1 protein-coding gene is annotated in these 355 nt (G+C 59.7%); it reads right to left on the bottom strand.

The annotated features are described in order from the left end of the window. A partial coding sequence (locus tag C173_RS11365; RefSeq protein ID WP_036724872.1) for an IS3 family transposase occupies positions 1-355 on the bottom strand: 355 nt, incomplete at both ends.

Here is a 355-nt window from a genome sequence, read left to right as displayed (position 1 = left end):
ATGGCTGACGAACTGTGGGCCGTTGTCGGTGCGGATCACCGGGCGTGCGCTGTCAGGGGCGCAGTGTTGCTCCATGGCACGTCCCAGCGTCTGGCAGGCGTGCTTGGCCTCACACGACGATCCGCGGTGGTAGCCGACGATGACACGGGTAAACACATCGATAATGCTCAGGACAAAGAAATGCCTGCCCTGGCCCGCCACGTAACCGTACTTAATGTCCATCTGCCAGAGCTGACCCGCCCCTGTAATGACCTGGTTCTCCGGCAGCTTCCGAGGATGCTTAAAACGCTTGTGACGCTGCGGCTGCAGGATATCCAGCGCCTGACACAGCCGGTAGCTTTTCTTGTGATTGAGC

Origin of the sequence: Paenibacillus sp. FSL R7-277 (genome assembly GCF_000517965.1) — a bacterium.
In the GTDB taxonomy this organism is placed as follows: domain Bacteria; phylum Bacillota; class Bacilli; order Paenibacillales; family Paenibacillaceae; genus Paenibacillus_AQ; species Paenibacillus_AQ silagei.
The sequence above is the reverse complement of the archived record's forward strand: the minus strand, read 5'-3'. Positions and strand labels throughout refer to the sequence as shown.